Genomic DNA, 21475 nt, shown 5'->3' on the forward strand with positions numbered 1-21475 from the left:
GGCGACGCAAACCCGCGTTTTTCAGCTGTTGCGCAACGTCGCCGACTATCTCGAAACGCGTTCTTTTTCGGCGCTTGAAGAGTTGGCGCGCCGCTCCGACGGCGAGGAGTATTTGATTCGCAACTGGCGTTTCGTTTCGCTCGACGACGGTCGCTCCGGGTGGCGCCCAGCTGCGTACCTGGATTGTAGACTACGTGGCCTCGCAGCTCGACAACTACCTGCACAAGAATCCGGAAACCGAAAAGGCTCTTTTAAACCGCATTACGCAGAACGAACGCGAACGCAAGGAAATCGCGGGCATCAAGAAGCTTGCGAACGACCGCGCGAAAAAGGCGAACCTGCACAACCGCAAGCTGCGCGACTGCAAGATTCATCTGACCGACGCGAAGAACGCGCTCAACCGCGAAACCATGATCTTCATTACCGAAGGTGACTCTGCATCGGGTTCCATTACCAAGGCCCGCAACGTGCAGACGCAAGCGGTGTTCAGCTTGCGCGGTAAGCCGCTCAACAGCTTCGGCATGACCAAGAAGGTGGTGTACGAAAACGAGGAATTCAACCTGTTGCAGCACGCGCTCGATATCGAAAACGGTCTCGAGAACCTGCGCTACGACAAGGTGATTATCGCGACCGATGCCGATGTGGACGGTATGCACATTCGTCTTTTGCTGATGACCTTCTTCTTGCAGTTCTTCCCCGAACTCGTGGAACAGAAGCACCTGTTCATTCTGCAGACGCCGCTTTTCCGCGTGCGTAACAAGCAGGTGACCAAGTACTGCTACGACGAAGTGGAACGCGACAGGGCTGCAAAAGAAATCGGCAAGACCGGCCTCGAGATTACCCGATTCAAAGGTCTCGGCGAAATTTCTCCGGAAGAATTCGGCCAGTTCATCGGCGAAGACATGCGCCTCGAAACGGTGGTGCTTCCGCCCGATGCCTCGTTCGGCAAGATGCTCGCCTACTACATGGGGAACAACACTCCCCAGCGTCAGGACCATATTGTGCAGAACCTCCGCGCCGAAGCCGTGGAAGAACTTTAAGCCAGTTCAGACAATTACAGAAAAATGCGCGAATAAATTTCGCGCATTTTTGTTTTTGGGGAAATAGAATATCTAGACAACAGCCTTGCTTTTCCAGCGGCCACTACGCCAGCGCCAAATGTTGGCAAAGGAGCGGTAAAGTTCGTCGCTTGCCATGCCGAGCCAAAGTCCCGGCAGGCCAAGTCCTACAACAAACGCAAGAATCAGAGATGTCACAAGGCCGAGGGTCCACATCATGCCGCTCCCGACAATCGCCGGGAACTTGGAATCACCGGCAGCCCTCAGGGATGTGGTCACGATAAAATTCACCGCCTTGAAAGGCTGCACAGCCACATCGCACCAAAGACAAATCTTGCCGAGCCTAAGCACTTCCGGATTGTCCGTATAGAGCCGCAGCAGGTGTTCGCCCAAAAGGGCAACTATAATAGAAAGCAGAAGACCGCTCGTAATGCCTATGGCAAGCGTTTCGCGGACACGCCTGTTCGCCTTGTCGTAATCGTGCGCCCCCACGAGATGGGCAACGAGAATCTGGTTTCCGCTACCGAGACCCACGCCCAGAATCACCGAAAGGGCGGCAAAGTTACCTGCAAACACGCGGGCCGTCATGGCAGTCGTTCCCACATACACGACCATCGCCGTAATGAAAACCTGAAACAGCTGAAAACTGATCGGTTCAGCGGCAGCCGGAAGCCCGATGCGGATCCAGTCCGGCAAAAGTACGCGGGAACGTTTCCAGTCGCGGGATTTGCTATGGTGTTTCACCTTGAGCTTGAGCACCATCCAGAGAATTCCCGAAGAAACGAGCCACGAAAGGGCGGTCGCAAGCGCTACGCCGTAAACGCCCATCTTGGGGAGTCCAAAATAGCCTTCGAGGAACACGACGTTCAATGCAGCATTACTTGCAATGGTAATCGTATTGCCCACAAAATTCCAGATTGTCAGGCCATGAGTCGCAATGAGGGCGGTCAAAATAGTCTGTAGGGCTCGGAAGGCAAAACCGAACGAGACTACACTCAAGAACTGCATGGCATACCTGGCCGGGTCATCGGAAAGGCCCATCCAGTGCGGAATAGAGCCCGAAAGCGGGTAAATGACGAGTGTGAGGGCTAAACCGAGGAGAATGCTTCCGAAAAGGACCATGGTCTGGGTGCTGTTCGCATGGCTATTCTGCTTTGCACCGATATACTGCGAAACAATACTCGCTCCCGACTGCGAAAACGCATGCAACGCCGTAAACAGGGCTCCCAAAATCGGGAGCATGGCACCTACGCCTGCCGCCGCCGTTTCCGATGTCCTGGAAAGAAACCAGCTATCCATCATGGGCTGGATCATGCCCACGGCAAAAGTCAAGATAAGCGGCCAGGAGAGGCTTATCAGGGAACGGTCTTTGACGTCTTTTGAGGGGCCGTGCATATTACAATTTTAGAAATGAAAAGGGCGCTCCCAAAGAGCAGCCCCTTTAAATAGTGGTACGCGCTGTATACAGATTTTTTGATTTTACGGAACAACCTTGAATGCCTGAGTACGAGGTGCGCCCTTGCCGCTCTTGGCCTTCCCTTTTCCCGGCAAAATCATAAGGACCTTTTCCATGCGGGTTCCATCCATTTTGAGCACGCGAAATGTATAGCCCTTGATGGTTACTTCGGCACCGGGAGAAGGAATGATGCCGAGCGTTGCCTGTATAAGGCCCGAAAGTGTTTCCACATGGGAATTTTCGGGAGCCTCCAGTTCTACGCCGAGCTTGTATTCCATATCCGAAAGCGTAATGACCGGATCGAGGATGAATCGTCCGTCCTTGAGCCGCTGTACATCTTCATCTTCGTCAACGTCGTCTTCGTCCTTGATTTCGCCCACGATTTCTTCGAGGATGTCTTCGAGCGTGACAAGGCCCGCGGTTCCACCATACTCATCGACCACGATCGCAAGCTGGTTCCCCGTCTTACGAAGTTCGGTGAGCATGTCGTCAATCTTCTTGTGATACGGCACAAAGACCGGCGGCATCACGAGTTTCATGATGTCAAACGGTTCGTCGCGGTGTTCGGTGTACCATTCCAAAAAATCGCGGTTCGAAAGAATACCCACAATGTTATCGACGGTTTCCTTGTAAACCGGCAAGCGGGAATGGCGTTCGGTGTTGAGAACCTTCACCAATTCTTCGAGCGGAGTTCCGACTTCAATGGCACACATGTCCACGCGGGGCGTCATGATTTCGCGCACCGGGGTTTCCACGAAGTCGAAGATGTTCAGAATCATCTGGCGTTCTTCCTGTTCCAGGCCTTCTCCATCGGTATCCTCTTCGTCGTTCAAGTCAGCCTGCGCCTGCACCGCATCGCGACGCTCTTCGGGCAGGAAACTGAGCTTGGAATCGTAGCCGAAAACCTTGAGCGATTTTACAAAAAGCACATGGCATATTTTAGCCGGCAGCGCAAAGGGGAAGCGAAGGAACTTGAACAGCGGAATCAATACCACAGCAAATGTGTCGGGTTTCAAATTGCCGAGCAAGTTCGCAAAGAACACCGTGATCGTGTAAATGGCAATGCAGGCGACCACCAGATAAGCCGCAAAAGCAAGGAACCAGTAGTCCTGAACCCAGTTCCACGGAATCATCTGGAACAGATAAAAACCGAGAACGCCCGCACCCACGTTACAGAAAATGCGACCAATCGAAATTGTCTCGTTAAAGCCGGGAAGTTCCACCAACGAGGCGACCACCTCTTCGCGGCCTTCTCGGTCTCGGGCGTCGCGTTTGGCATAAATGCCGCTAAATACCGACTTAATCAGCGAGAACGAGAACGAGGTCAGGATAAATACGACAAGGAAGGCTACTGCGAAACTTTCAGAAGATTCCATTAGGCACCTTCCTTGTACGGGTCAAGTCCCAGGAATTCGCATTCGCGCTTGCGCATTACCTTACGGTCGGCGGCCTTGATGTGGTCGTAGCCCGAAAGGTGCAAAAGCCCATGAACAATCACGCGCTTCATTTCGGCATAGAACGTGTTGCCGTATTCGGGAGCCTGGCGGCGCACCTGCTCTCGGGCGATATAGATTTCGCCGAGCATGGCCTCGTCTTCGGGAATTTCGACACCGAGTTCGTTCTTCCATTCGAACGAGAGCACGTCGGTCACCTTGTCGAGCCCGCGATAATCGCGGTTCATAGTGCGTACGAACTCGTCGGTGCAGAGCACGATATTCACGTCTTTTTCCTTGCCTTCTTCGGCAAGGAGCTTGCGAGCCACCTTTTCGAACTTGTCCTTGTACGGAAAAGCCTCGATGTCCCCCTCGCAAAGGAACTCGATATTATACTTCTTCTTTCGACTAGCAGGGTCTGGCATTAAATGTTATACCACTTCTTGAGAACGTCTATGATAGCTTCGGCCTGGGCCTTGCCCGTAATCTTGAACTTGCCCTGGGGTTTGAAATTGCCCGCCATCTTGCGGTAGCGGCGTAGCGACACCTTGGGTTCGGTAAATTCACCGGACTTCGGGTCCCTTTCCTGGTAAAAGAACATCACGGTCGGCCACGCTCCCTTCGAGAGGATTTCCTTGCCGATTTCCTTGATGACTTCTTCGCCGGTATCTTCGTCGCTGTAGGCAACGGTCAGTTCTTCAACTTCCATATGCGGTCCTATATTATTACCTTTTTACCTTCTTTCAAAACGCTTTGAAAAAAGTCTCTTTTTTATTACCTAAAGTTGGCCATTCAGCTTTAGTTAAAAGAAAAATACATATATTTATGGAGGTTTGCATTCGTATAAAGAGGCAATATGTCATTTTCAAGGTACTTTAAGTTAGCTACAGCCCTCCTTTTCCTAACTGCCGACATCTCTTTCTCCGCATCTTCCGGCAAAATCCGCTTTGCTACCGGCGATGCCGTCATGACCCGCAATAGCGAAAAATCGCTGATTGTCGGTGACACGACCAAGGCTGAGTTCAAAGGACTCAAAAAAGGCAAAAAAACGGTCAAACAGGGCGACAATATCCGTACCTACATGGAATCCCAGGTCATTATCGCTCTTCCCGATGGCAGTAGCTTCTCCATCCAGGAAAATACCGATCTCACCATCGAAAGACTGTCTTTCGAAGATGGCCAGAACCTCTTTACGACAACCATCAACAACGGTAAAATGGGATTCGATGTCCAAAAACAGGGTACTGCCAGCAAGTTCAAGTTCAAGACCGGAACCGCAACCGCTGCAATCCGCGGAACGGCAGGCATCTTTGGTTCAAGCCCGAAGGTGAAATTGATTGCATCATTGAAAAATGGCGAAATCAACCTTGAATTCGGCGGTAAGCAGTATTCCGTCAAGGAAGGCCAGACCGCACTCTCCATAAATGACAAAATCATCGTCTTTGACCTGAAATCCTCTGGTGATGACAAATTTCTTACCGATATCGAATCGGCACTTAGCGACAGCTCTATTGCAGGAAACCTGGACTCCCTGACCAAGGCGTTACAGAAAATGGATGGTGACTTCCAGACGAAGCTTGACGAACTCAAGAAATCGATATCCTGCTCCATCGCCCCACTCCCTGATACAGTATTTGTGCCCAAGGTTGACGTTACCGTCGAATGCTCCGCAGGAGCGATGGTCGCCATCGATGACGATCCCGTCCAGTCAAACGGAGGGGTCCTCACCTTGCCCTTTAGCTGGGAAGCTACTTCTGTCGGTCTCAAAAAGATTGGCATCCGTTGCTACACCGACAAGATCAATTACTTCAACTGCGCAGAAACAAGTGTATTCTACGTAAAACCACAGGATTCCTCAAAACAGACCGACAAGCATCAACCTCTGACCATCACCACCAGTTCGCCCCTCGAGGTTTGCAATCCGGCTTCGGCAACGATTGACGGAACCTTCGATCCCAGGGACTCCAGTGCAACGCTTATCGTAAGCGTGGGCAACGCCAGTTCTAGCAATCTGGTCAAAATGAGCGTGAACGGCAACTTCTCCTACACCATCCCCATTACTGATAAAATCGGCAACTGGAACGAGACCCAGGCGAAAGTCATATACAAGTCTTCCTTATATGGAGACGATAAAGCCTCCCTGGACCTGAAGATTAACAAGTCCTGCAAGGACGTGAACACAATCAAGCCAAAGGTGACCTACCAGGGATACGATTCGCTAACATGCTCCATGCAGGCCCTATTCGAGAACATCACTGACGACAACGCCATTTATACCATTTCCAAAGACAATTCCACCACTAGAGAAATTGCCTTGACCCAGAATCAGAGCGTTTCAATTGAACTGAGCAAGGGAAGACACGAATACGAAATCGAAGTCACCGACCAGGCCGGAAACTCCAGCCGATTCTCCAGGACCCTCGGATGTTACCCCATTATTACTGACGCAAAGGTTTCCATTGAAGGACGCCCAATAGAACGATTACGTGTACCTCCTCCTCCAATGGGAATCAAGAATTCCTTCTACAAGGTCATGAAATTCTCCGTAACGGGACTCCCCGCCAACAATCCCGACTACATCAAGCAGATTGTCATTTCTCAACCCGGCAAGCCTAACATTACCCTACGTGGTTCCGACTTGGAAAGCAACCATTTCAACCAACAAGTTGAACTTTCTCGAGGAACATCCCCGACCATTGATGTTACCGTTACCCTCAAGAGCGGTCAAATCCTTAATGACCAAAAGACCTACGAGGTGCGCTAATGAAAGCCCCTATCCTTATTTCTGCACTTAGCTTAAGTTTTGTTTATGCTCAGCAGCAGGCTCCGGCAACACAAGCGGACGCCAATCCCCCCGCAACAGAAGCGGTGGCAGAGGCTCCCGCAGCAGAAACCGCAGATGAGTCGGCGACCGAGACCGAAGCGTTAACCGCCGCACCGGCAGCCGAAGCTCCAGCCGTAGACCAGCCTGCAACAGCACAAACGTCTTCCGAACCGGAACCCGTCATGGCAACGGGTACCCCCATCCAGGGCGACATTTCCGGTTTCATCAAGGCAGACCAGTCTCCGTACCTTGTCACGGGCGATATTACCATTAACTCAAACAGCGCCGTCATTATCGAACCGGGCGTCGTACTTCAGTTTACTCCCGGTACAGGAATCTATTCGCAAGGACAATTTGTCATTGCCGGCTCCGAAAATCAGAAAGTCGAATTGCGATCGGCTCTAAAGGGTAAGAGCTGGAAAGGTCTGTTCATCAGCAGCGACTCCCTAGCCTCTATCAAGAGTACCATCGTTGACGGTGCCGAAAATGGCATTACCATTGAAAACGGATCCCTCGAAATTCAGTCGGCAGAAATCGAGAACTGCTCTGCCAGAGGCATTTACGCCAAAAATACGACATTGACCATCGATCAGGTTCAATTCAGAAACAACCAGGGCGCAGCGCTTCATGTCGCCCCCTACAGCGACGCCGTGGTCAGCAACACCACCTTCGAAGGCAACAATGTCGCCCTCTACAGTTCCCCGCTTTCCATAACGAGCGTCGCATCGTCGCAATTCAAGTCGAACGCCTACGCACTCCTGGACATGGGCAACAGCCACATCGCCTTCAACAACACAAATATCAGCGACAACAAGGTCGGCATAACCACTACAGATGTCCTGTCCAAGGAAGTCACCGAAAGCGTCGGAGAAAACGAAGTCAAATTTGCAGACAACGTGAACGCGATTGCCCAAACGCTGCCAACCGATCCCGAGATTCCGGGCATCTACAGCCGTCCCGTCAACCCGAACGAAAAAGTGGAAACACTCCTCGCGCAGAAAGAAGAAGACGACAGAAGCAAGGAACCCGCAGGTACTTCCTGGACAAAGGTCGGCAACATAATGCTCGGCGGAAACTACCACTACGTAATGACCCGCAAGCACCACAAGGGCACCATCGAAATCGCAGGTGACACCATTAAGCATGGCGATCACTACGAGAACAATTTCCAGGTTCCCGGATTCGGCGGCGAAGCGAGCGTCTATATGCGCCTGCAGTCCCCTGACGGACGTACCATCGAATTCAATACGGACCTCACGGCCGATTCCTGGAACTACTTCTCTCCGAATCCGGTTACGCTCAGCTACACGGACAAGCGCATGAATCTAGTCGTCGGCGACTTCAACAAGTTCGAAGGCGACATCTACATGTCTTCGCTCCCCGTTTTCGGTATCGGCTATACACTTTCGACTCTCCAGAAGAACAACGCAACCGACCCGCTTCTGCAATTCAGCGGATTCTTCGGTGAATCCCGCAAGCCCTACCTACCCGACGAAAGGCATCCTCTCATTTACAACAACTATATCGATGATGGCGAAGCCCAGGCTCAGCGCCTTGTAAAGGGAGCCTCCCTGAAGTGGGCTCCGCTCCGCCGCTTTGACATGACGGTCGGCATCATCTCGTCCGACGATGAAATTCATGATCCACTGTTGCGCGATGGAGCAAGCAAGAGCACCATCACTAGCGAGCCCATGCAAAAATCCATGACTCTCTATGCCGACGGAAACTGGCTCTTCTATCCGGGCGACATCGAATTGAATGGACAGATCGCCGTCGGTGGCGCTGACACTACCGATGTTTACAGAGAACGCGCCGTCAACAAGGTATTCATGGATGCAGGTCTCAATGTCGCATCGATGAGAGTCCTTAGAATGCTCATGACCAACGAAAGCAAGATCAATTCTCTCACCAAGGAAGAACTCACCGAGATCTTCGGAGAGAATTCCATGCTCAACCGCGGCGAAATGCGCGATTCACTGCGGACACTCATCCGCGAAGCGAAATCAGTCCAGAGTAATTATGAAGATGACCGAGACGATGACCGCGTCATGGGAGTCAACTGGGGCAGTCAGAATTTCGCAATCGGAGCTTCGCTCAATTGGAACATTTACAAGACGACCCTTGAAGGACATATCAAGTATGTCGGTGAGGATTACTATAGCGCAGGTTCTGCCGACCAGCTCGCCGACACCCGTGAATTCGGGGGTACTCTCGAACAGGACATTCTTCCGTTCTGGAATCTCAAGTTCGGCTACAACCTCAACATAGAGAATGCGGCCAAGTACGGCAAGACAAACCTGTTCGGCCTTGGTGAAGGAACCCGCTGGGGACTGTTCAACGAAGATGACTCCAAGTGGTTTGAAGAGCATGAACTTGACAACGACCGAACCAAGTATATCCAGAACTGGAAATTGAACAACAATTTCAAGATTGGCAAGAACATAGGCATTTCCGTCGGATACAACCTGGAATACCGTTCGCAATATCGTCCTTACCAGTTGCATGGCGACTACATCCTCGAAGACGAAATTTATAGGGATGGTTGGTTCGCCGCTCGCAAGAATAAGGCGACGACCGAAATTGTCGACAAAAAGGACACCGTCTTGGTTGATTCCGCCCGCTGGGCAGAATATAACAGCATGGCCTCAGAAGATTATCTCGCCTCCAAGTTCCAGGAACGCATCTACAGGAACACCTGGTCTGCAGAAGTCTCCTACAGTGTATTCAACTCGACCATCAAGGTGGGTGGCCGCTGGACACTGCGTAGCGACGACTCCAAGTTCTTCAAGGACGACCTAATAAACGAAATGGACCTTTCAAACGAAACCATAGCCAAGCTCGGCTACTATTTCGGAGGTGCAGACTACTTTGAGCACACCTACCCCATCTCGGTAACATCGAAATTTTCGAGGATTCAAAACTATTTCTCCTTCACTCCGCGCTTCAAGAATTATGAGCGCAACGACATGACCGAAGACGAATATACTATTGAAGACGAATTCGAAATTCCCTTCATGAACAGGTTCCTTATTCTCGGTCTTTCGGGAGAATTCCGTTACCTCACGACTGAATGGGAAGAAAACGATGAAAAGTTTGACGAATCCGAATACGATCTTCTCGGTTCTGCGAATCTCCATGTCAATCACAACTCGCGCTGGAGTAGCGACTGGTATGTCGGAGCGGCCATGTACTATCGTCCCGACAACCTGAGCGACGAATACAAGGATATCTACGGTGGCGTGCGCGTAAACTACATATTCTAGAATCATCTGACATTGTTTAAAGAGAACCGCTTTTACAAGAAGCGGTTCTTTATTTTTTTAAATTTGAAACGATGTTCACCTACCGCTACAGAGAACTTTCCGTTGCACTTGCCAAGAAAGGTAAGTTCCGCGAAGCTTTAGCCAAGGAACTCCGCCTGCACCCCGAAGAAATTTTCAACTTGCAGGTGGAGCGTTTTTCGTTGGATAGCCGACGCAAGGGCGACCCCAAGTGGTCTTACAACGTGATTTTTGACTTGAAGCGGGAAGTCCGCACCACGGGCAATCACGCCAAGGGACTTGTAGCGGCAACGCGTGACAAAGAATCTCTTGAAAGCGACCCGCAGAAAAATAGCGTCGCGATGCCCGGGCATGTGGATGTAATTGGCGCAGGCCCGAGCGGACTCTGGGCAGCCTTGCATTTACTGCGCAAAGGTTTTGCCGTTGATTTGTACGAGCAAGGAAAATGTGTCGAAGAACGATTCCGCGATATTCGCCGGTTCTTTGTCGACCGTAAATTTAACGCCTACAGCAACGTGCTTTTTGGCGAAGGAGGTGCGGGGGCCTTTAGCGATGGAAAGCTGAATACCCGCACCCGGAACCTGTTCGTGGAACAGGTTCTACACGACATGGTGGACTTCGGAGTCGACGAATCTGTCGTGACCTTCGCCAAGCCGCATATCGGCACGGACCGTCTGGTGCTCTTGCTGCGGGAACTGCGCGCCGAAATTGCAAGACTCGGCGGCAAGATTCATTTCAGCACCGTCCTCGAAGATATCGAGATTAAGAATGGCCGCATTGCGGCGATTCAGTTAAAAAACGTCATTGCGAGCGAAGCGAAGCAATCCAATGCAGGCGCCGCAATTCCTCACTGGAAACCCTGCGAAGCGCTGGTGCTCGCCGTCGGGCATTCTGCCCGGAGCATTTACGAAATGTTGCACGCCCGTGGCGTCGCACTCGAAAGCAAGGCATTTGCCATGGGCGTGCGCGTCGAGCACCCGCAAGCACTCATCAACATGCGACAGCTCGGCCTGAATGTCGATACCAAGCTCACGGGTTCCGCCGAATACTTTCTCGCCACCCCGACACTGAATAAAACCAGCAGCGCCTACAGTTTCTGCATGTGCCCGGGTGGCGTCCTGGTGCCCTGCGCCTCGGAGCCCGGGACCCTTGCCACCAACGGCATGAGCTACAGCCGCAGGAGCGGTCCCTTTGCAAACGGAGCTATCGCCGTGCCCATAGCCGCAAGCGACAAGCTCTTTGGCGGGCTCGATTTCCAGCGAAAAATCGAAAGCGACGCCTACGCGGTCGGCGGCAAGAGCTATGCCGCCCCGGCACAAACTATTAAGGCGTTCCTCGCCCACAAAGAAGACAAATCGCTCCCGAAATCCACCTACCCCTGCGGACTTATACAGAGCAATCTGTGGGACTGGATGGACAAAACCATTTGCAAGAGCCTCGCCGAAGGATTCCTGAACTTTGACAAGAAGATTCCCGGATTCATCGAAGAAGGTCTGATTGTCGCCCCCGAAACCCGCACCAGCAGCCCGCTGCGCATGAGTCGCAACAACGAAACGCTTGAAAGCGTGAATACCCGCGGCCTGTTCGTGCTCGGCGAAGGTGCCGGGTATTCCGGCGGAATCGTCACCAGCGCCGCCGACGGCGTGCGACTCGCCCACTACGCGAAAAAGGAAAGCTTATGATCACCCGAGTCATTGACCGCAACTTTGCCAACATGCGCCTCGACCGATTCCTCCGCAAGGCCTTCCCCGACGAATCGCTGTCGGTATTCTTCGCCGTCATCCGCAAGAAGAAAGTCCGAGTGAATGGAGTCGTGGGCAAGGCGAATCAGATGCTTGCCGAAGGCGACACCGTCTGCATCTACGAGAATTTTAAGTCTGTCAGCGAAGAAGAAAAGAATAACGTCATTGCACAAGCGCATGACCGCTTCGGCTCAGCAATGCCTGCCTGCAAGCAGTCTGTCGCAGCATTCGCCTCGCACGTCATTGCGAACCCCGAAGGGGTGAAGCAATCCACCGCAGAAGGGTTTGCAAAAGCCAAGTCTACCTGGGGCAAGTCAGCCTCCCCCGCCGAGAAGCAGTCTGGCTGGGGCGCCAAGGAGCTCGATATCGTCATCCAGACCGAAGACTACGTGGTCGTGAACAAGCCCTCGGGACTTGCAAGCCAGCCGGGTTCCGGCACTCGCCCCGGCGAGAGCCTCGTAGAATATCTGTGGGAATGGGGCCGCCGCGAAGGGCTCGACTTTAAGCCCACCATCGCCCACCGCCTCGACCAAGAAACCTCGGGCATGATTATCGCCGCCCTCCACGGCGACACGCTCCGTGAACTCACGCGCATGATCCGCGAACACGAAGTCGACAAATTCTATTACGCCCTCGTCAAAGGGAACCTCAAAAAAGACAAGGGAACCATCAACGAGACGCTCACCCGCACCGATGCCGCCAAGGGTAGCAAAATGAAGGTCGGTGAATCTGGCAAGAATGCCCAGAAGGCTGTAACGCATTACCGCGTCAAGCAACATTACGAAGGCTACGACCTCGTAAAAATCAAACTCGAAACAGGCCGCATGCACCAGATTCGCGCTCATTTTGCAAGCATCGGGCACCCCCTCCTCGGCGACACCCGCTACGGTGACTTCGCGCTCAACCGCGAAGCCAAAAAGCAGCTCGGGCTCCACCGACTCTTCTTGCACAGTTGCAGACTAGAATTCACCTGGCATGGAGACAAAATCGTACTCGATTGTCCGCTTCCCAAAGAACTGCAAAGCGTCGTGGACCAGCTAAAGCCTATCCGTCGCGAATTCAACCGATAAAAGCCGAAGCTTTTTTCTAAATTTACCACCGAAATTTAAGCAGGCACGTGTTTTGCACGCGGGTCGTTTTGAAGCACCCGGCAAAATCCGTGCAAAAAAGGAATAAAGATGAAAGTTTCTTTGAATTGGCTCAGACGTCATGTGGATCTTCCGGAAAATGCGGAAGAAGTTGCAAAGGCATTGACCTCCATCGGCTTGGAAGTCGAAGGCACCGAAGAACCGGGCAAGGTTTATGAAAAGCTGATTGTGGCAAAGGTTCTTACCTGCGAAGCCCACCCGGACAGCGACCACTTGCACATTACGACCGTCAATAACGGCAAAGAAACTATTCAGGTCGTTTGCGGCGCCCCGAACGTGGCCGCCGGCCAGACCGTGGTGCTTGCCCCGATCGGTGCAGAACTTCCGCTCCCCGACGGCACCATGCTCAAGATGAAAAAGTCCAAGATTCGCGGCGTCGAAAGTTTCGGCATGATTTGCGCCGAAGACGAAATCGGCCTCAGCGACGACCACGCAGGCATCATGGTTCTCGACGACAGCATTCCCGCTGGCACCCCGTTCGTAAGCCTCGGCCTCTATGACGTGTGCTTTGAACTGAACGTGACCCCGAACCGCCCGGACGCATTAAGCCACCGTGGCGTGGCCCGCGAACTGGCCGCAAAGTTCAACCGTCCGCTGAAGCCGCTCGCTTACGAACTCAAGGAAGACTCCGAAGCCGCTAGCTCTGCCGTGAGCCTCGAAGTGGTTCCCGGTTGCGGTTGCTCACGTTACGTGGGCCGCGTCATCAAGGACGTGAAAGTCGAAAAGTCCCCGGCATGGCTCGCAAAGCTCCTGCACGCTGTAGGCATGAACAGCATCAACAACGTGGTCGACATCACGAACTTCATTCTGATGGACGTGGGCCAGCCGCTCCACAGCTTCGACATGGACCAGCTGCACGGCAACAAGATCAAGGTGCGCCGCGCCGTGAAGGGCGAAAAGATCGAAACCATCGACCACACCGCTCACGAACTCGTCGAAAACGACCTCGTGATTTGCGACGGCGACCGTCCGGCTTGCGTAGCCGGCGTGATGGGCGGCGTCGAATCCGAAATTGTCGATACCACCAAGAACGTGTTCCTCGAAAGCGCCTGGTTCAACCCGACCATCGTCCGCAAGCAGGCCAAGCGCCTCTGCATCTCGACCGATTCCAGCTACCGCTTCGAACGCGAAATCGACTTTACCACCCAGGACGAATACAGCCGCTACGCCTGCGCCATGATCCAGGAAGTCGCCGGTGGCCGCATTCTCAAGGGCACCGTCGAATACACGGGCGACGACCACAAGAAGAACTTGAACGAAGTCACGCTCCGCACGGCCCGCGCCGAAAAGGTCATCGGCATGAAGATTGATGCCGCCGACATCGAAAAGTACCTCACGGGTATCGCCCTCGAAGTCGTGAAGAAAGACGCCGAATCCATCACCTTCAGGATTCCGGGATTCCGCCCCGACCTCGAACGCGAAGTCGACCTCATCGAAGAAGTCGCCCGCCTCATCGGTTTCGACAACATCCCGTACACGCTGCCCTCCTTCAAGATGCAGCCGAACGAACTTCCGCCCATCGAAGTCCTGAACAGAAAGATCCGCAAGACGCTTTCTGCAATGGGCCTGCACGAATGCCTCTCCCTCCGCTTTACCAGCAAGGCCCGCACCGAAGCTTTGTTCGGCGCCGAAAACGACGACCGCCGCAGCAAGCCCGCAGCGCTCCTCAACCCGCTTTCCGATGAACTCGGCGTGGTTCCGACCAGCCTCCTCCCGAATCTTCTCAAGAGCGTTGCCGAAAACGAAAAGAACCGCCCCGGTTCCGTTCGCCTGTTCGAAGTGGCCAAGGGCCAGTTCAAGCGCGACCGCAAGGACGTGCGCGACCCGGGCTTTGACGAATCGAACCTCGTCGCCCTCGCCGTTGCAGGCGCCTTCGACGTAAACCCGCTCAACGACAAGCCCGCCCAGATTGACTTTGCCGCCTTCAAGGGCTTGGTGCAGAGCTTCCTCAAGCGCGTAGGCCTCGTGGTGGAATTCCGCGTGCCAGCCAAGGCTGAAATCTACCTGCACCCGGGCAAGCAGGTCGAAGTCCTCGCCGACGGCGTGGTGCTTGGCACCATGGGCGAACTCCACCCGACCGCCATGGCCGCTTTCGAAATCGGCTACACCACCTACGTGATGGAACTCGACATGGACAAGATGGAACACGCCACCCACAAGAAGATCGTGTTCGAACCGTTCAGCCGCCAGGTGCCCTCTAGCCGAGACATTTCCCTCGAAGTCGACAAGACCATGACTCACGAGCAGATTCTCGCACGCATCAAGGGCCTGAACCCGAAGAACCTCGCAAAGATTACGCTCAAGAGCATCTACGAAGGCGACAAGATCGAAGCCGGCAAGAAGAACATGGTCTACAGTCTGACCTACCAGGCCATGGACCGCACGCTTACCGACGACGAAGTCAACAAGGCGCACAACAAGCTGCGTGACAAGCTCGTCGCAAACGGCGACATCGTGCTCCGCTAGCTAAGTGCTCGGTGCTTCGCGCCCTTGAGGTGTGAGGTCGGGCCTTACGACCCTTCGAGCAGTGAGATAAAAAACAAGCCCCTTATCAGGGGCTTTCATGTTTTAAAGACTCATCGCTATTCCAGCGCTTCTCTAATCTGCTGGATAAAGTCCATTTCTTCGGGCGACACGTTGCTTTCGTTTTCGTTTTCTTTAGAGGCGTTCGCTACACGGAGCATCGATTCAAGAACCTTGCTCTTGAATTCGCCAGACTCATTCTTGATTGCTTCAACGCAGGCAGCGGCACGGTCCTTAGCCGACTTGAACTTGGCATAGGTTGCATTAAAATCATCCCAGGAGACATCCGGGGTCAGTTCATCGTGAATTTGGTCAAGCACATTGCTTTCAGCCTCAGTAGCCGAAGCGGAACCGGGCAAAAGTTTCTCGATTTCATTCTTATGGAAAAGGCAAGCCACCTGCCAAGAAAGAATCAATAGAGCTAAATTCGGATTCATCGTGTACCTCGTAGTTTAATATAGACAAATAATACAAAAATTGTGTAACGACATCATCCATTATCCATCATCCATTATCCATCATCCATCATCCATTATCCATCATCCATTATCCATTATCAATTATCAATCATCAATTATCAATCTTCAATTTTTACTATATGGCGTTCTTTCAGAACGCATATAGTACGGCTCGGCAATGTCAAAACAACAAGTTATTTTGCCGCTGCTCTCGCCTTTTACTATATTCCCACGCATGGCATACATAGCAATGGCCCGGAAGTGGCGTCCGCAATCTTTCTCCGATATGGTCGGTCAGGAACATATCGCAAAAACCCTCCAAAATGCAATTGAAGGAGGTCGACTCCACCATGCCTTCCTGTTTACCGGAACCCGCGGCGTAGGCAAGACCACCAGTGCCCGTATCCTCGCCCGTACGTTGAACTGCACCGGGGGCGACCCGCTTCACCCGTGTGGACAGTGCGAAAGCTGCAAGGACATTTCAAGCGGCACCCCGATGGATGTTTTTGAAATAGACGCCGCCTCCAACACGGGCGTCGATAACATTCGCGATGTAATTGAGCGCGTTCAGTACCCCCCCGTTATCGGCAAATACAAAGTTTTCATCATTGACGAAGTCCATATGCTCTCGCCGGGGGCTTTCAACGCACTTCTCAAAACTTTGGAAGAACCACCAGAACATGTCATTTTCATTTTCGCAACAACCGAAGTCAATAAGGTTCCGCAGACCATATTGAGCCGCGTACAGCGTTTTGACTTCAAGCGTCTCACGGTGGAACAGATCCGCAGCCGCTTGCGCTACATCTGTGAACAAGAAGGCATCAACGCTACCGACGAAGCACTCGATATCTTTGCCGAAAAGGCAGACGGTTCCATGCGCGACGGCCTTACCTACTTTGACCAGGCCTACGCCTTCACGGGCAACGAAATGACTGCGGACGCCGTCCGCAGCGTTCTCGGAATTCCCCCCATTGAATTGTTCTTCACGCTCATCAACGCCATCGAAAATCACGACCTCAAGGGCTGTTTCCAAATGGTTGATGACGCCTGCAAACGAGGCATCGAATTCATCCCGCTCCTCGATGGATTCGGCAAGTTCCTGCGCAACCTGCTCTACACCCGTCTCGACGCATTCACGCCCGACGCACTGAACATTTCCGAAGATCTTTACACCAAGTACAAAAGTGCCGTTCCTGAACTCAAAAATGGCGATATTCTGCGTATCAGCAAAATGCTCATCGATTTGCAAGGAGTTCTCCGCTACAGCACGAATCCACGACTCATGGTCGAAACGACCTTTGCCCGAATGGCCTGGTTAGACAGGCTAACGGATCTGAGACGTGCACTTGCCGCGATCAACGATCCTTCCAAGGCATCGAGCAACGCCTCCGACGAGGCGTTAAAAAAAAAAGTAACTGATGTTCAGAACATGCTGGACGCCCAGGAAGAAGCCAAGGCGCTCCAGCAGCAAGAAGAAAATCCTTTTGCCGTTCTCCAGAACGACATCGTGGGCGGTTACGGCAACGGAGTCTACAGCCGTTACGAAATAGCCTCTGCCTGGGGGGCAATCAGATCCCGCATAGCCGATTCTGGCGACTTCGCATTCTCGGTAGCACTGAACGACACCGTACTCGAAACTGGGGATCTCAACGCAACGCCATTCTCCATCGCGCTCACCTACCTTGGCGACACCGCCAGCGACGCCTGGGGCGTCAAGCAGATGGAAGACCGCCCCGACTACTTGGACCGTCTAAAACAGATTCTCGAGGAAGCGCTACAAACACCCATCCAGCTCACCCTGAAAACGAGGGCTTTCAATGAAGCAGAGCGAGCCATCCGCAAGCAGGCAACAATGTCCCCTTACGAGCTGGACCTCGAAAAAGACTCCGGTCTCAAGGCGCTCAAGGAACACTTTGCCGCCGAGCTCATCTACAGTTTCAAGAGCAATCGACCAGCGGTAATCCCCCAGCAGGGAGATTCCGGAGACATGGACACAGAAGACTAGCATTTACTATATTGAACTGCGAAAGAGCTACTAAAAAAGGAAATACACTATGGATATGAGCAAAATGTTGCGTGACCTTCAGAAAATGCAAAGCAAGATGATGAAGGCCCAGAGCGACCTCAAGGCGCAGAGTTTCGAAGCCGAAGCCGGCGGCGGAATGGTGAAAGTCGCCATGAACGGCAAGGGTGTGGTCACCATGATCAAGATCAACCCCGATGCAGTGGACAAAGATGACGTGGAAGCCCTTGAAGACTTACTCATGGCGGCCATCAATGCTGCCGTCAAAAAGAAAGACGATGCCACCCAAGAAAGCATCAGCGGTATTACCGGCGGCATGAAGATTCCCGGCCTGATGTAGCAAATCACCTGCTCAAACTTTCACTAAAACAAGTCCCTAGAGAGGGACTTGTTTTCTTTTTTGCTATACTGGTAATTTCGTCCTATAAATGAGTCATTTCATCCACCAATTATATAATTCGCCCTTTTATAGTATATAAGATTTTTTTACATTTGGAGCGCAAAAAGTATATAGGAGCATTAATGTCAAGGCACTTTAGAACGATATCGGCCCTAGCGCTGTGCATCGCGGTTCCCCAGCTTGCGGGAGCAACGACCTACACTCGCGAAGAAGCCGTCAATATAGCCCTTGAAAAGTCTTCGGATGTAAAAACCGCCGAAGAGGAACTGGTTTCGGCCAATTCCCAGGTGGACGCCGGCTACGGTAACGCCCTGCCGACAATTGACCTCAACGCAACGGTCACCCGCATTTTCGGGCTCGATGACGTCAAGAACAGTCACGATTTAACAAACGCCGCTTCCGATATGGATGCGGGCACCAACGAACCCTTTGCAGCCAATGCCTTGGCTCCGGCCCTGGACGGCCTCATGTACGGCATGAAAAGCCAGGGCTATCGCTGGCAATCCAGCGTAGGCGTAACCGCCACCCAGGTCCTCTACGCCCAGGGCAAGGTGGGAACCGGCATCGAAATCGCCAAGACCTACAAACACTTGAAGGAAGTCAGCCTGGAAAACGCCAAGGCCAATGTCCGCTACGACGTGGAGAACGCCTTCGACCAGCTCATTTTGCTGGATTCCAGCCTGGTAATCCTCAACGAGTCCAAGAATCTGCTCCAGGAGAACCTGAATTTCGTGGAACAGTCCAAAAACAGCGGACTTGCCACCGAACTGGACCTGATTCGCGTGCAGCTTTCCATGGACGAGCTGAATTCCAAGATCAAGAGCACGGAAAAGGCTCGCGTCCTCGCCCGCAACGCCCTGTTGAACACCATGGGCATGGACTGGGAAAGCGAAGTGCAGTTCCAGGGTGACCTGAGGGACCCCTCCCAGGGCTTTACCTTCCCCGACACCTCCATGGCCAACGTGAAGAAGCGCCGCAAGGAACTGGTCATGCTGGAAGCTTCCGAAGAGATGCTCAACAAGAACATCACCATCGAACAAGGTGGCTACAAGCCCACCGTCGTTCTCGTGGGCGGAATCACCTACAACAACAACAAGAACAAATTCAATGAATGGGACGCTCCGGACTGGGACGAAAACATCAACAAGTACATTGCACTGAACCTGACCATGAACCTTTTCAACGGCATGAAGACCAAGGAAGCCGTGGTCCAGGCCAAGTCCAACCTGCGTAGTACCCAGATCCAGAAGGAAACCGCCGAAAGGGGTTTCCGCGTGCAGATCGAATCCTGCGTAAACACCCTGGAAGACGCCAACGACCAGATTGAACTGGCAAAGAGCCAGATCAGTCTCGCCCAGAAGAACTACGACCTGACCGAGGCCGCCTACAAGATCGGCAGAGAAACCCAGTTGAACCTTCTCTCCGCCGAAAACAGCTTGCGCACGGCAAAGCTCAACTATATGTCGACCATCGTCGACTGGAACAAGGCCTACAACGCGCTCCTTCAGGCCACCGGTGAATATTAATAAGAAGAGGAAAGAATGAATAAGACACTCAAAACCCTCCTGACCCTCGCCACAGCATCTATGCTCCTCGTTGCCTGTAACCAAAAGGACGAGGCCAAGAACAACGAACCCAAGAAAGCCTCTACCATCGAAGAAATCCAGAAGGAAAAAGGCAAGCCGGCCCGCGTAGTCAAGGCGACTGTCGCAAAGCTCACCGACGTCCGCAAGTTCAGCGGTTCCATCGAGGGCATGCAGCAGAACAAGATTATCTGCAAGATGAGCGACCCTCTCGCCAAGATCAACATCCAGGTGGGTTCTTCCGTGAAGAAGGACCAGGTGGTTGCCGAATACCTCTTTACCGGTGACAACACCCAGTACCAGCAAGCCCAGGAACAGGTCGCCCTCCTCGAGAAGGCCACCGAACGCATGCGTGAAGTATTCCAGAAGGGAGGCATTAGCCAGCAGGACATGGACTCCCAGGAAATGCAGCTGAAGGTCGCCAAGATGAACCTGGAAACCGCCCGCCGCGCTTCCCTAATTCTCGCTCCTGAAGCAGGTGTGGTGACCGAGCTCAAGTTCAAGGAAGGCCAGACTCCCGGGGTAGGCGGCGTGCTCGCCACCATCGCCAAGCTGAGCCAGGTGATTTTGAAGCTCAACGTCACGAGCCAGGATATCGGATACTTCAAGAAGGGCGCTGCCGCTACGGTAACCGTCGCGGGCGAAAAGATCAAGGGTAAGGTTTCCCTGATTCCCCTGGCCGCAGACCCCAACACCCGTTTCTTCCCGGTGGAAGTGACCTTTAACAACAAGGGCAAGAAGCTTCTCCCCGGCATGTACGTGACCGCCGAACTGGACACCCGTCAGGTGAACGGCGTCGTGGTCCCCACCGAAGCCGTGGTCTACCGCAACGGTTCCAACGCCGTGTGGATCGTGGATGACGAAGGCAAGGCCCGCCGCAAGATCGTGCAGCTGGGCGTACAGACCAAGGACGACATCCAGATTGCCGAAGGCCTGGAAGGCACAGAAACCGTCATTGTCGAAGGCATGTCCCGCATGAACGACGGCGACAAAGTCCTGGTGGTCGAATAAGGGAGATTTTACCGAATGATTAAGGCCAGTATCTATAAACCGATTACCATGCTCATGGTCATTTTGGCCATCGTGGTTTTCGGTCTCTACACCTACTCCATGATGGTGGTGGACCTGATGCCGAAATTCGACATCCCCGTGGTCACCGGTACAATCGTGTATCCGGGCGCTAACCCGGAAGAAATCGAAACCACCATTATCAAGCCCATCGAAGACCAGGTGGAACTGGTGGACGGCATCGACTACGTGCAGTCCATCTGTATGGAAAACTACGGTATCGTGGTGGCCATGTTCAACATGGGTATCGACGTGGACGTGGCAGCAAACGATGTGCGTTCTAAAATCGAACTTGCGGCAGCCGACTTCCCGGACGCCGTGGAAGCACCTATTATTTCGAAGGTGGACATTAACGCCTCCGCTATCATGGCCATTTCCTTTACGGGTCCCCTGAACTCCACGGAACTCCGCCAGAAGGTGGAAGACGAAATCGAACCGCTGTTCACCTCTGTTCCGGGCGTGGCAAGCGTTGACCTTT

The 21475-nt window shown here is 53.0% G+C and carries 15 protein-coding genes and 1 pseudogene; 11 read left to right on the forward strand and 5 right to left on the reverse strand.

Going from position 1 to position 21475, the window contains the following annotated elements; genetic code table 11:
• Window positions 1-140 precede the first annotated feature (140 nt).
• Window positions 141-1040 (forward strand): annotated as a pseudogene (locus Q0628_RS05530) (toprim domain-containing protein); the annotation flags it as partial.
• A 72-nt stretch (window positions 1041-1112) separates the two neighbouring features.
• On the opposite strand, the gene Q0628_RS05535 reads toward Q0628_RS05530, so the two are convergent.
• The 4 genes from Q0628_RS05535 to Q0628_RS05550 all read right to left on the reverse strand — a co-directional run bounded on the left by Q0628_RS05535 (window position 1113) and on the right by Q0628_RS05550 (window position 4656).
• A complete protein-coding gene (locus tag Q0628_RS05535) occupies window positions 1113-2453 on the reverse strand; it encodes an MATE family efflux transporter (RefSeq protein WP_298768931.1) in 1341 nt (446 codons plus the stop codon).
• An 84-nt stretch (window positions 2454-2537) separates the two neighbouring features.
• Complete coding sequence (locus Q0628_RS05540) at window positions 2538-3890, reverse strand: hemolysin family protein (RefSeq protein ID WP_298768933.1); 1353 nt, start codon at window positions 3888-3890, stop codon at window positions 2538-2540.
• Window positions 3890-4372, reverse strand: coding sequence for an rRNA maturation RNase YbeY (gene ybeY / locus Q0628_RS05545; protein ID WP_298768935.1), 483 nt, complete (start codon window positions 4370-4372; stop codon window positions 3890-3892). Before ybeY ends, Q0628_RS05540 begins: the two co-directional genes overlap by 1 nt.
• Window positions 4372-4656 (reverse strand): hypothetical protein, encoded by a 285-nt coding sequence (locus tag Q0628_RS05550; RefSeq protein ID WP_072797039.1) that lies wholly within the window; start codon window positions 4654-4656, stop codon window positions 4372-4374. The genes ybeY and Q0628_RS05550 overlap by 1 nt, the downstream gene beginning before the upstream one ends.
• 147 nt (window positions 4657-4803) lie before the next feature.
• On the opposite strand from Q0628_RS05550, the gene Q0628_RS05555 reads away from it, so the two are divergent.
• From Q0628_RS05555 to pheT, 5 genes are all read left to right on the forward strand, one after another.
• Window positions 4804-6711, forward strand: a complete 1908-nt coding sequence (locus Q0628_RS05555) for a FecR domain-containing protein (RefSeq protein WP_298768941.1) — start codon at window positions 4804-4806, stop codon at window positions 6709-6711.
• A complete protein-coding gene (locus Q0628_RS05560; protein ID WP_298768943.1) occupies window positions 6711-10034 on the forward strand; it encodes a right-handed parallel beta-helix repeat-containing protein in 3324 nt (1107 codons plus the stop codon). The genes Q0628_RS05555 and Q0628_RS05560 overlap by 1 nt, the downstream gene beginning before the upstream one ends.
• 71 nt (window positions 10035-10105) lie before the next feature.
• A complete protein-coding gene (locus tag Q0628_RS05565; RefSeq protein WP_298768945.1) occupies window positions 10106-11734 on the forward strand; it encodes an NAD(P)/FAD-dependent oxidoreductase in 1629 nt (542 codons plus the stop codon).
• The gene (locus Q0628_RS05570) at window positions 11731-12864 is read left to right on the forward strand and encodes an RluA family pseudouridine synthase (protein WP_298768947.1); all 1134 of its coding nucleotides are present in this window, start codon (window positions 11731-11733) and stop codon (window positions 12862-12864) included. Before Q0628_RS05565 ends, Q0628_RS05570 begins: the two co-directional genes overlap by 4 nt.
• A gap of 108 nt (window positions 12865-12972) precedes the next feature.
• A complete protein-coding gene (gene pheT / locus Q0628_RS05575) occupies window positions 12973-15408 on the forward strand; it encodes a phenylalanine--tRNA ligase subunit beta (protein WP_298768949.1) in 2436 nt (811 codons plus the stop codon).
• Window positions 15409-15524: 116 nt separating this feature from the next.
• On the opposite strand, the gene Q0628_RS05580 is transcribed toward pheT, so the two are convergent.
• Complete coding sequence (locus Q0628_RS05580; RefSeq protein WP_298768952.1) at window positions 15525-15902, reverse strand: hypothetical protein; 378 nt, start codon at window positions 15900-15902, stop codon at window positions 15525-15527.
• 256 nt (window positions 15903-16158) lie between these two features.
• Here Q0628_RS05580 and dnaX point away from each other — a divergent pair, with 256 nt between their 5' ends.
• The 5 genes from dnaX to Q0628_RS05605 all read left to right on the forward strand — a co-directional run.
• Window positions 16159-17928 (forward strand): DNA polymerase III subunit gamma/tau, encoded by a 1770-nt coding sequence (gene dnaX / locus Q0628_RS05585; protein ID WP_298768955.1) that lies wholly within the window; start codon window positions 16159-16161, stop codon window positions 17926-17928.
• Window positions 17929-17977: 49 nt separating this feature from the next.
• Window positions 17978-18286 (forward strand): YbaB/EbfC family nucleoid-associated protein, encoded by a 309-nt coding sequence (locus Q0628_RS05590; RefSeq protein WP_298768957.1) that lies wholly within the window; start codon window positions 17978-17980, stop codon window positions 18284-18286.
• Between the two features lie 182 nt (window positions 18287-18468).
• Window positions 18469-19872 carry a TolC family protein gene (locus tag Q0628_RS05595; protein ID WP_298768959.1) on the forward strand — a complete coding sequence of 468 codons (1404 nt, stop codon included), beginning with the start codon at window positions 18469-18471 and terminating at the stop codon, window positions 19870-19872.
• A 15-nt stretch (window positions 19873-19887) separates the two neighbouring features.
• A complete protein-coding gene (locus Q0628_RS05600) occupies window positions 19888-20940 on the forward strand; it encodes an efflux RND transporter periplasmic adaptor subunit (protein ID WP_298768961.1) in 1053 nt (350 codons plus the stop codon).
• 15 nt (window positions 20941-20955) lie between these two features.
• A partial coding sequence (locus Q0628_RS05605; RefSeq protein WP_298768964.1) for an efflux RND transporter permease subunit occupies window positions 20956-21475 on the forward strand: 520 nt, incomplete at its 3' end.

The organism is uncultured Fibrobacter sp. (assembly GCF_937877005.1).
In the GTDB taxonomy this organism is placed as follows: domain Bacteria; phylum Fibrobacterota; class Fibrobacteria; order Fibrobacterales; family Fibrobacteraceae; genus Fibrobacter.

Bases quoted from the DNA above. Each gene is read 5' to 3' on its own strand.
- Q0628_RS05555 (WP_298768941.1), top strand. From the start codon at position 4,804: ATGTCATTTTCAAGGTACTTTAAGTTAGCTACAGCCCTCCTTTTCCTA.
- Q0628_RS05560 (WP_298768943.1), top strand. From the start codon at position 6,711: ATGAAAGCCCCTATCCTTATTTCTGCACTTAGCTTAAGTTTTGTTTAT.
- Q0628_RS05590 (WP_298768957.1), top strand. From the start codon at position 17,978: ATGGATATGAGCAAAATGTTGCGTGACCTTCAGAAAATGCAAAGCAAG.
- Q0628_RS05550 (WP_072797039.1), bottom strand. From the start codon at position 4,656: ATGGAAGTTGAAGAACTGACCGTTGCCTACAGCGACGAAGATACCGGC.
- dnaX (WP_298768955.1), top strand. From the start codon at position 16,159: ATGGCATACATAGCAATGGCCCGGAAGTGGCGTCCGCAATCTTTCTCC.
- Q0628_RS05535 (WP_298768931.1), bottom strand. From the start codon at position 2,453: ATGCACGGCCCCTCAAAAGACGTCAAAGACCGTTCCCTGATAAGCCTC.
- Q0628_RS05595 (WP_298768959.1), top strand. From the start codon at position 18,469: ATGTCAAGGCACTTTAGAACGATATCGGCCCTAGCGCTGTGCATCGCG.
- ybeY (WP_298768935.1), bottom strand. From the start codon at position 4,372: ATGCCAGACCCTGCTAGTCGAAAGAAGAAGTATAATATCGAGTTCCTT.
- Q0628_RS05580 (WP_298768952.1), bottom strand. From the start codon at position 15,902: ATGAATCCGAATTTAGCTCTATTGATTCTTTCTTGGCAGGTGGCTTGC.
- pheT (WP_298768949.1), top strand. From the start codon at position 12,973: ATGAAAGTTTCTTTGAATTGGCTCAGACGTCATGTGGATCTTCCGGAA.
- Q0628_RS05600 (WP_298768961.1), top strand. From the start codon at position 19,888: ATGAATAAGACACTCAAAACCCTCCTGACCCTCGCCACAGCATCTATG.
- Q0628_RS05540 (WP_298768933.1), bottom strand. From the start codon at position 3,890: ATGGAATCTTCTGAAAGTTTCGCAGTAGCCTTCCTTGTCGTATTTATC.
- Q0628_RS05570 (WP_298768947.1), top strand. From the start codon at position 11,731: ATGATCACCCGAGTCATTGACCGCAACTTTGCCAACATGCGCCTCGAC.
- Q0628_RS05565 (WP_298768945.1), top strand. From the start codon at position 10,106: ATGTTCACCTACCGCTACAGAGAACTTTCCGTTGCACTTGCCAAGAAA.